Consider the following 9598-nt stretch of genomic DNA (forward strand, 5'->3'; position numbering starts at 1 on the left):
GGCTAATACCAATCTGCATAAATCTTTGATCAATTTAACGAATTAAATTGTACTATAACGTCGTTAAAAATTTTTTATTTAGAACAACTAGATACAAAAATTTTTGCCTAGTTCTAGCGTAATTTTCTTAACGTTAAATAGACCCCATATATAAGCAGATTGGTATTAAGCGTTCTGCTCAGCCTAATTTAGCGAGTGCGTATCAGCTAGAAAATTATTTATAAATTAACGAACTAACTTGTTTGCATCTACACTTGTAACATGCTTATTTTTTTGGGTAATAACATGAAGCGATGGTATGTATTTATTAGTATATTATTGGTGAGTATCACGTATATTTCTTTATCTGCTTATGCAAAATCCAGCCAGACATTTAGTGCGGGGGTTATTGCTCAAGAGCAAATTTTTCCAATTAAAGAGTTACAACTTGGTTACTATGCTCGCTGTATTTTAGTTTCCGCACAAAAAGAAGATGCTTTTTATTCGGCTTGTTATGTAAAAAAACAGTCTCAATCCAATTGGCTTGCTGAATCGGCGGGTGCGCGTTGCGAAATAAAGTGTACAACGCATCTCGACAAAAATGGTCACTCACAAACGATATACTTTACAGCTCAATAATACTAATCTTATTTAAAGTATGCTTATTTCAAGCGCTAAATAGCACACTAATTTAAGGCAATTTGTATAAGTCGTTCCAATGTTTTTTTATTGGTTTAGAGCTTTCGTTTATTTGCCGACTAGTTAAAGTGCTACATGCGCTCTGTGATTGTTGTATGTGTGGGCCTGAGAGTAATAAAAAATACTTTTTACCATTAATATTTCTGTTGATAGTGAACAATGGAAAATCAGCTTTTATCAATTGAGGTTTTATTGCTTTTTTAGAGGTGTATGCGGCGTATTGACAAAAGTAAAGCCCTTGCGTGTCCTTTTTTTGCTCTCCCCATGCGCCTATCAGTTGCCAATCAGTAGATGCATATCGTCTAGCATCGACCATAAAACTGCCATGTAATGCAGGCGTTGAGTAGACATGGTTAATTGTTTTTTGCGCGTCTTGGGCGTTTGCATAAGGGCCTGTCACCAAGTAGTAACTGTCTCGGCTTTGATGTTTATATAATTTTAAAGGATGCACTTGCCAGTCAATCTCTTTTGCTACTATTGCTGCCGATTCAAACTTTTTAAATACACCAAGCTGAACAAAGTAAGACTTTTCTGATGGCTTATCAACTAACTCTATTGAGTTTATTGTATTGTTTTTAGGTTGCAGAACGATATCTTTTAAAATAATAGTATCACCCGTTTTAGAGGTAATAACGCGCTCAGGTAAGTTTTTAGCAACGAGATTTTTTATATTTAATGTATTGGCTTCAACTTCAATTTTGTAATTTCCTTGGCTCACATCAGAAAAATAATAATATCCGTCGTATTCGGTAGTTGTTGTATATTCTTTGTCGCCATTGATCTGCTTTAAAAAAACGGTTACGCCTGAAACAGGTTTGCTTTTATCATTATTTGCAAAATAAACAGTCCCTTCTACTTCATTAAAAATAACCATTGGTACATCAACTTTAGTCTGACCCCCTCGGTGAGCGTAGGTTTTTATTTTTCCAAGTACAGGCTGCAAATATGGATTTGGTAAAGTGCGTAAATCGACCTCTAAAACTTGCCCGCCGTGACTGCTTGGCAGTAGTGCTTTGCCTGTATTGTTTGTGAATTTATTTCGCCACAAATAATTACCGGTAAAGCGTACGTCTTCTAATGCCTCATCACCTTGATCAAATATTCGATTTTCGTTCCAGTCAATAAAAGCAGATGCTTCAAGCTGTCCGCCGCTAAGAGCTCGTGGGGTGTCAAATATCATATCTAACTCAAGATGATCAAAGCTAAATGTGCCGTTTAAACCTAATGACACGCGCCAGTCTCCACGACTATCGTATTGACCTGAAACTTGAACATTAAAAATGTCATAGCGGTAAGTATATTGATGGCTTAATTGCGTGGTCGCTGATGAGTTAGGGTTATACGACAACTGGGTTTGATTGAAGGAATCTTGTGTTTGCGGCCAACGTAAATTACTACGGAGACTAATTAGATCTCCCCCATTTATAGGCAGCCAATCAAGTGTATTTGTCCATTTCCAAGAAGCAATATCGATAGATGAATAAAGCTGATTGGTTAGCTTATCTTCTTGGTCATCATAAAAAAGGCGTCCAGCCCATGTGCCACCAATGTGATTTTTATTGATACCAAATGAAAATGTATTTTTGTTTGATTTACTTTCACGGGTTTCGTTAAGCCATTTCATATTCCAATTTAAAGAGTCAAACGAATCAGAACGGCCATTTAAACTAACCGACAATCTATTTTTAAGTGCATTACTTTGTGGCAAAAACAATGCACTCGAAAAATCATCTAAGGCGGTATATTCTAAATTGACGTTGACGTCGTTATAAAAATCGCTAGAGAATAACCCCCTGAAGCCCGCATAATAAGCATTGCCAGCATTAAGCTGTTTGGTAGATAAGAGTCGATAGCTGCCATGCTCGGTGAGTATATTTAACCCTGATGATATATAGCGAGTGTGCTCATCAGATCCTAGTTGAGTGATTTGCGCATCATAGGTTAAATTTTCACTGATCCCATATGAAACACTGGCTTTAAAGGTGTCACTAAATTTATTTTGAGTGCTTTGCTTGTTATTAAATATGCTTTTATCTGTTTCAAGTAACTCAACTTGGTAGCTTATTTTTCCTGGTGCTAGAGCATCTTGCCCTATTGTATATTTTTGAGTGCGTGTGATTTGCTCACCTTGTGGGCCAAAGAGCTTTATTTCAAAAATATTATTGCCGTAAAATGTTTCTATATCGATAAACTTAACTAAGTTATCGTCATTTGCTTGTGTGGTCGCTAAAAATTGCCCATTGCGGTATAGCTCAGCTTGCCAGCCGGGTAAAGCGGGTTCTTCAATGGTGATTGATGAAAAATTTTGTGCTGAGCGTGGATCGGCATTTGAGATATAAATGCCCCGACCTTGGCTTGAAGCCGTTGTGAGTTGATCTGATTGAGATTGAATATCACCTAATTGGTAATGAATGCGAGCTAATGAATGATCTTCATCGGTTAAGCTAAAGTCTTTGCTAATTTTAAAAAACGTATTATCACTGTTTTCATTTTTATTAAACCGAACCTCTGCTCGATGGTGAAATAAATCAAAATAGCTGTTGAGCCTAATTAAACCCTTATAACGTGCTTGCTTAGATGTGGCACTTGATGAAACCGTGTACTCAGAAATTGGGTATGTTAGTAAACGGTATTGATCTTCAATAAAGTGATCATATTGCGGGGCTATAACCTGCTTATGTGTGACTGTTGTGCTTTTTTTATCATTTGTGGTGCTTAATAAATCACTCATAAAGGTGACTTGCATGAGCGAATAATCAAATATTGAGTCGGTTTGTAAAAGCGTATTAATAACGGATAAGTCTACGTAGTAGTCGTAATCATCTTTAGCCCAAAAAGATGCTGTTGGTGTTACCGATTGTTTTGTTAGCAAAGTTGAACTTAGCGTTAGCTCAGTTGCATCAACTGTTGCAGTAAAGCTATCTTCGGTAACGCTAAAATTAATGCCCATCGTTGATTTTAGAACACTGATTGGTAGTAACAGCTTATTTGATGGCGTGTAGTAAGCTTCTAAGTCGGATACAACTGATCGACCATTTACTTTTACATTTACGATCACAAATGCCTCTTCATCAATAGGCCATTGATGAAGAGGCATTTGCTCATTAGCGAATAATGTTTGAGGCATAACAACACAGAGCAACAAACTAATTAAAGCGCTATAACGCAAGGCGTTTAGCTTAAACACGTGCTATTGAATATTAACGGGTATGGCTAACTCAATATTGCCACCATATTGGGGGTTTTCTGTGTATTTAAGTGTCAGCGGGCCGACAACAGGTTGTTGCAACGATATATAGACTTTACGACGCGATAAAGGCGTATAAACAGCTACGTTTGTTACTTCTCCGACAGGTAAGTTATTGCTATCTGTCAGTTCAAAGTTGCCATATAGCGAACGATTACCTGTTAGTGTTTGCCAAAACATAATGGTCGGTCGACCATTTTGGCTAATTAGCTGTGGGTTTATTAATTGTGAGTCAGCTTCTAACTGACCATGGCGAACAATAACCGGTACGCTGTAAGAAATCTTAGGGCGTATAGTTATGCCTACGGCATTAGGATCGGGAGCTTCTGATGCAACTATTTTAAGTACTGCTCTGTATTCCCCTGCGGGTAATTCTGCTTTTTTCCGCACCGTCATCCTTATCGCTTGCATATCTTTTGGCGCAATAGAACCACGGCGTGGAGAAAATCGTAACATGCCAGCTGCAGATCGCCCTTCTACTTGCTTAGGCGTTGCATCGATTAGTGAGCCTTCTTCGGTCATATCTTTGTGCGTGAGACTAAGTTTAAAATCGAGATTTTTATCAGAAGTGTTTCTGATCATTAATGAATTATTTTTAGTGCGGCCATCAAAATATAAACGATATTCAGATAAAGAAAGGTTTGCACTGCAAATTTGAGGCAATAGGAGGGTTAGGCAAAACGTTGCCCAACGAAAAAATTTAAAACTCATGAGACAACTCAACAACATGATAAAAAAAATGTGGAGCGTTAGGCTCCACACAATTTATATTATTAATAACCGAGGGCTATAACAATATAATAAATAATATTACTGGAAAGATACATCAACCGTGTAATCTACAGCATAAAGATCGCCCGCTGTAAGATCGGCTGCTACAGTCATAGCGCCATAAACACCAATTACGATATCTGTTGCGCTTGCATCAGTAGTAAATGGAGAAGCAACAGTATTTGCAGTTGTTACAGATGTAGTACCATCGGTGGCAGTAGTTACTGGAGCAAAAGTAAGGTTTGCACTTGTGCTACCAGATACAGTGATGTTCATTGCTGAATTTGGAGCCAAACCAGAAACAGTTACGCCACCCAATTGAATGTTTGCATCTGAAGCGTCACAATCGCCTGTTACTGCACCAGCGTTGTCCATTGTACAAGTTGAACCCGTTGCTAAACGAATTTTACCAAAATGAACAGCGTTATCTTCTACAAAAGTTGGTTCGCTCCAGCCATTTACACTTGCTTGTAATGTTTCGCTAGATGCTAATAAAGAAGTAGATGTCATTGCTAGTAAAGCAGTTGCTGCAAAAATTTTTTTATTCATAATTTATCCGTTATTTATATAATTATTATACTTACTACTACCTCCTTGTATTCCATATGCGGACTTAATTAGATAAGCGGCTGTAATCCATTAACGCTAACTTAACTTTAATGAATACAATATTCAATTTATTTGTTAACTAATTGTACTTATAAATTAATTATTGATAGTAAAGTATTAACAAAAGAATGTAAAAATGTTTCGTATTTATTTGAGAACTTTGTTTTTGCAGGCAAACTTCAAATTAATGAAGTGCCGTAATGTTAACAGCCTCACGTTAAGCTAAATAGTAAGCAGTAAAAATATGCTTTGAATGAGGCACTTTGATTACTCAATATTATGCAGAGCAATGAAAATGCACCTGTACTCAGCTTTTATTTAACAGTTTGAAATGCCCTATTTTGTAAGTATTGAGGTCACTCTTTCACTAATTTCTGGCAACACCTCTTGGGCAAACCATGGGTTCTTTTTAAGCCAAATATTGTTGCGCGGACTTGGATGGGGGAGTACTAAATAGCTTGGCCAATACTCACGCCACGATTTTACTAACTGCGTTAATGGCTGTTTTTTAGTATGGGGTAAATGGTATGCCTGAGCATGCTTGCCAAGTATTATTGTTAGTTCAATATTTGGCAGTTGAGCTAATAATTTTTCGCGCCATGCGGATGCGCATTCTTTACGGGGCGGCAAGTCCCCCGACCTTCCTTTCCCTGGGTAGCAAAACCCCATAGGTAAAATTGCAATATTGTTTTCATTATAAAATTCATCATTTGTGAGGCCAAGCCATTCTCGTAGGCGATTTCCGCTTGCGTCGTTAAATGGCAGCCCTGTTTCGTGAACTTTTATCCCTGGGGCTTGGCCTGCAATTAAAATACGTGCATTAGGGTTAAATTGTATTACAGGGCGAGCGCCCAAAGGCAAGTGAGACTCACAGATCACGCATTTACTAACTTGTTCTAATAATTTGCGGGTATTCATGTTTATTTGGCCTTAAATGCTCAATATTCGTTCTAAATAGCCGTTTAGAACAAATGAGTTGGTAAAAAATCGGTTTATTTTAATTTAAACGGGCATTAGTTAGTAAAATCGTGATCTTTAACCGCTACCTAGCTGTGGGCCTTTAAAAATCTATTGTTTATCAGCCCATACAGCAAATTCGTTGCCACTTGGCTCTGTAAAGTGAAAGCGGCAACCACCAGGAAACTCAAAAATGGGTTTTAATATTTTGCCTCCATGTAACTCTACTTTTTGATACGTGGCGTGAATGTCGTTACTATAAAAAACCAATAGTGCAGCGCCATTTTGAGTGAGCGATTTAAGCGGTGCGCTAAAAAATCCACCATCAAGCCCTTGGCCGCTAAACGCCGTATATTCAGGGCCGTAATCGGTAAATTGCCAATTAAATACACGGCTAAAAAAAGATTTAGTGGCTAATAAATCGCATGCAGGAAACTCAACATAATTTAGTTTTTCATTATTGTTCATCGTTATTAAAGCGCTTATAAATTAATGGTAAACCACCTTAAACCTTAGTGGGCTGCTAATCAAATATCCCCTTTATATTTGAGATCAGTATTTTACTAAGTTTGAATCGTGAAAGCTTAAATATTGTAAATGAGAATAACTATCTTTTGTATTTATAAGCTATATAATAGCGCCTAAATTTTTACTCTCTGTATTTAAGGGACTAACTCATTATGCAGGCACAATCGCTTAGCGCGCAGTTTTCACAAATTTTCAAACGTTCTTCTAGCTTTAACTACCAGTTTTTAGTGCTATCACGCTTTTTTATTGCCATTGTAGGCGGCTATTTTTTTACAGCAGCGAGCACGTCTTTGTTAAGTTTTTTATTACCACTGACTAAATCTGATGCGGTGTTGCTATGTGTATCGTTAAGTATTTTGATTTATGCACTCGTTTTTATTTATGCATTTTATGTAAAATCTTTAAAAATAGTTTGGATCAGTATTTTACTAAGTACGGGTGCGCAAATTAGTTTATTAGTAGCATTAAAGGACTGGCTATGAAAGACAGCTTTTTTCGGTCAATGACTTGGCTGCATACGTGGGTAGGGTTACTGGTATGTTGGTTACTCTATTTAATATTTTTTTCTGGAACACTTAGCTTTTTTAGAGATGAGATAAGCTTATGGAATCAACCAGCTATTCATAATGTGCAAACTCAGGCACAACGTATTGAAGCGCAACAACAGCAAATAATTACAGGGTTTGATTACTTAGCTACTCAAGGGGCTAATTCACAAAGCTGGCGTATTACGCTTCCAGAGTCGCGTATTCCTTATCTAGTATATGGCTATGCAAAACCAAAAGAACCAGGCCAGCGCCGCAGTAAATTTGAAAACACCCAGTTAAACCCTAATACAATGCAAAAGCTTGAGCCATTTGTAGAGACCAAAGGTGGTAACTTTTTTTATCGTCTACATTTTGATTTACATTACATTGATGTAATAACCGCGCGATGGCTTGTGTGCTTTGCAAGCTTATTTATGCTAATTGCGATTATATCGGGTGTAGTTATTCATAAACGTATTTTTAAAGATATGTTTAGTTTTAGACGTAATAAAGGCAGCCGCACATGGCTGGATGCTCATAATTTAAGTTCTGTGCTTGCCCTGCCTTTTCATTTAATGATTACCTACACAGGTATGATTACACTTATATTTATGTTGTTCCCCTACCCTGCGCAAACGACTTATGATAGCGGTATGCGCGATTTTTTTAATGATGTAACACCTCGCAATACGATTACAGATAAAGCCGAAGGCGGATCGGCAATGGTACCAATACAGCGTGTTTTGGATCAGGTTTATACTAAGTGGCCAAATGCTGATATTACCCGTGTACAAGTGAGCAATCCTAATATGGCGTCATCAACAATCACAGTATTGGTCAGTTCAGGTAAAACACTACGAGATCAAGCCCCACGTTTAATATTTAGTGGTGCCTCGGGAGAGCTCGTTGCTAAAACTGATGATGACTTAACAGCCAGTAAAGCGCTTTACGAATCGTTAAACTCGCTTCATACCGGTCGTTTGGCTGATCCACTATTGCGTTGGCTCTATTTTTTAGGCGGTGTTGCTGGCTGCGTAATGATTGGCTCAGGTTGTATAATGTGGGCAAAGCGCATACGCGATCGTATGAAAGCCGATGCAAAACCGTCACTAGGTTTAAAGCTGGTTGAAGGATTAAACTTGGCTACATTAATGGGGTTACCATTGGCTACCTGCACATTCTTTTTAGCTAACAGAATACTAAACCCAGAAATTACAGCGCGTGCTGATAAAGAAGTACTCGCATTTTTCTTAATGTGGTTAGCAGTTGCTGTTATTGCGTTATTAAAGCGTGGTAAAGGTCAGTGGCAAATTATGGCGGCTATAAATGGTACAGCGTGTTTAAGCGTACCTGTTGTGAATGCGCTTACCACCAACGGCAATATAGTTAGTTATTTACTGCATAAGCAGTGGGCTTTATTTACTTTTGATGCTGTGTTTTTGTTATTTAGTATATTGTTTTTTATACAAACCGAAAAATTACGTACTCATAAACAACCTACAAAGCGAAGCAATCATATTGTAAATAAAAAGCGAAAGGATCAAAATATATGATTGATTTATTATTTTTTAGCCTTTGTTTGTTTGCTTTTAACTGTTTTGCGTTGGCTAAATTCAATCATTTTAAAGATGTATTTAAAAAACGCCCCACTGAGTTACAGAGTAAAAAGCTGTTACTAATCGCTTGGATCAGTATTTTACTAAGTTTAGTGCTTTGTGTAGTAACGCAAGGAAGCTACGGGGCTTTGTTGTTTTGTGGATTCATGAGCTTGAGTGTACTGATCATAATGGTTTTTTATAATTTTTTTGTTGGTTTTGTGAAATACTTTAGTGTTTTCAACATGGCAGTTATTGCACTAAGTGGGCTATATATTGGCCTAAATTAGGCCGAGTAAGTAAAAGTCTGATCTGCAGCACATAAACCAAATTTCAAATAAAAAATGGCAAGTTATAAGCTTGCCAACAATAGAGGATATTCCGTGTTTCTAATACTTGCTGTCTCACGGCAAGTACACACAATATAACGATAATATATTTAAGTTACTTTACAGTGAAACTGTTTTTTATTACCACTTTAAAAGCGTCTACAACTCACTGTAAACCCCCTTTACATAGTCGGGTCTGTTGACCTTTCAGGATTGAAATTTGTTCTATCTAGGGGCGATTTAATTGCGGCGCGAGGTTTGTAACCTAGTGGGCTAAGTAAAAACCGAGCAACAAAGAGTAAATTGCCCCTAGGCAGAACCCAAAGGGCAGCGCATGTTTGGCATTTATGCTGCGTT

At 37.5% G+C, this 9598-nt stretch carries 9 protein-coding genes; 4 read left to right on the forward strand and 5 right to left on the reverse strand.

The genetic code is table 11. The annotated features are described in order from the left end of the window. Positions 1-285: 285 nt before the first annotated feature. Positions 286-618, forward strand: a complete 333-nt coding sequence (locus CWB66_RS01165) for a hypothetical protein (protein ID WP_138584020.1) — start codon at positions 286-288, stop codon at positions 616-618. A gap of 52 nt (positions 619-670) precedes the next feature. On the opposite strand, the gene CWB66_RS01170 is transcribed toward CWB66_RS01165, so the two are convergent. The 5 genes from CWB66_RS01170 to CWB66_RS01190 all read right to left on the reverse strand — a co-directional run bounded on the left by CWB66_RS01170 (position 671) and on the right by CWB66_RS01190 (position 6730). Continuing rightward, complete coding sequence (locus tag CWB66_RS01170; RefSeq protein ID WP_171037443.1) at positions 671-3805, reverse strand: SdrD B-like domain-containing protein; 3135 nt, start codon at positions 3803-3805, stop codon at positions 671-673. 63 nt (positions 3806-3868) lie between these two features. After that, a complete protein-coding gene (locus CWB66_RS01175; protein ID WP_138584022.1) occupies positions 3869-4636 on the reverse strand; it encodes a fimbrial biogenesis chaperone in 768 nt (255 codons plus the stop codon). A 99-nt stretch (positions 4637-4735) separates the two neighbouring features. Next, complete coding sequence (locus CWB66_RS01180; protein ID WP_077535386.1) at positions 4736-5245, reverse strand: hypothetical protein; 510 nt, start codon at positions 5243-5245, stop codon at positions 4736-4738. Between the two features lie 396 nt (positions 5246-5641). Further along, a complete protein-coding gene (locus CWB66_RS01185; RefSeq protein ID WP_077535387.1) occupies positions 5642-6223 on the reverse strand; it encodes a uracil-DNA glycosylase family protein in 582 nt (193 codons plus the stop codon). Between the two features lie 150 nt (positions 6224-6373). Further along, the gene (locus tag CWB66_RS01190) at positions 6374-6730 is read right to left on the reverse strand and encodes a VOC family protein (protein ID WP_077535388.1); all 357 of its coding nucleotides are present in this window, start codon (positions 6728-6730) and stop codon (positions 6374-6376) included. A 212-nt stretch (positions 6731-6942) separates the two neighbouring features. Here CWB66_RS01190 and CWB66_RS01195 point away from each other — a divergent pair, with 212 nt between their 5' ends. Genes CWB66_RS01195 through CWB66_RS01205 form a run of 3 tightly spaced genes read left to right on the forward strand, consistent with a single transcriptional unit; the run spans position 6943 to position 9202 of the window. Beyond that, a complete protein-coding gene (locus CWB66_RS01195) occupies positions 6943-7272 on the forward strand; it encodes a hypothetical protein (protein WP_138584023.1) in 330 nt (109 codons plus the stop codon). Next, entirely contained in the window at positions 7269-8870 is a 1602-nt protein-coding gene (locus CWB66_RS01200) for a PepSY-associated TM helix domain-containing protein (RefSeq protein ID WP_138584024.1), read from the forward strand. The genes CWB66_RS01195 and CWB66_RS01200 overlap by 4 nt, the downstream gene beginning before the upstream one ends. Continuing rightward, on the forward strand, positions 8867-9202 hold the full coding sequence (locus CWB66_RS01205) for a DUF3325 domain-containing protein (protein WP_077535391.1): 336 nt from the start codon (positions 8867-8869) through the stop codon (positions 9200-9202). Before CWB66_RS01200 ends, CWB66_RS01205 begins: the two co-directional genes overlap by 4 nt. Positions 9203-9598: the final 396 nt, after the last annotated feature.

The sequence above is a fragment of the Pseudoalteromonas sp. S558 genome (assembly GCF_005886635.1).
GTDB lineage: Bacteria > Pseudomonadota > Gammaproteobacteria > Enterobacterales > Alteromonadaceae > Pseudoalteromonas > Pseudoalteromonas aliena.

Coding starts and splice junctions, on each gene's coding strand:
- CWB66_RS01165 (WP_138584020.1), top strand. CDS start 286: ATGAAGCGATGGTATGTATTTATTAGTATATTATTGGTGAGTATCACG.
- CWB66_RS01170 (WP_171037443.1), bottom strand. CDS start 3,805: ATGCCTCAAACATTATTCGCTAATGAGCAAATGCCTCTTCATCAATGG.
- CWB66_RS01175 (WP_138584022.1), bottom strand. CDS start 4,636: ATGAGTTTTAAATTTTTTCGTTGGGCAACGTTTTGCCTAACCCTCCTA.
- CWB66_RS01180 (WP_077535386.1), bottom strand. CDS start 5,245: ATGAATAAAAAAATTTTTGCAGCAACTGCTTTACTAGCAATGACATCT.
- CWB66_RS01185 (WP_077535387.1), bottom strand. CDS start 6,223: ATGAATACCCGCAAATTATTAGAACAAGTTAGTAAATGCGTGATCTGT.
- CWB66_RS01190 (WP_077535388.1), bottom strand. CDS start 6,730: ATGAACAATAATGAAAAACTAAATTATGTTGAGTTTCCTGCATGCGAT.
- CWB66_RS01195 (WP_138584023.1), top strand. CDS start 6,943: ATGCAGGCACAATCGCTTAGCGCGCAGTTTTCACAAATTTTCAAACGT.
- CWB66_RS01200 (WP_138584024.1), top strand. CDS start 7,269: ATGAAAGACAGCTTTTTTCGGTCAATGACTTGGCTGCATACGTGGGTA.
- CWB66_RS01205 (WP_077535391.1), top strand. CDS start 8,867: ATGATTGATTTATTATTTTTTAGCCTTTGTTTGTTTGCTTTTAACTGT.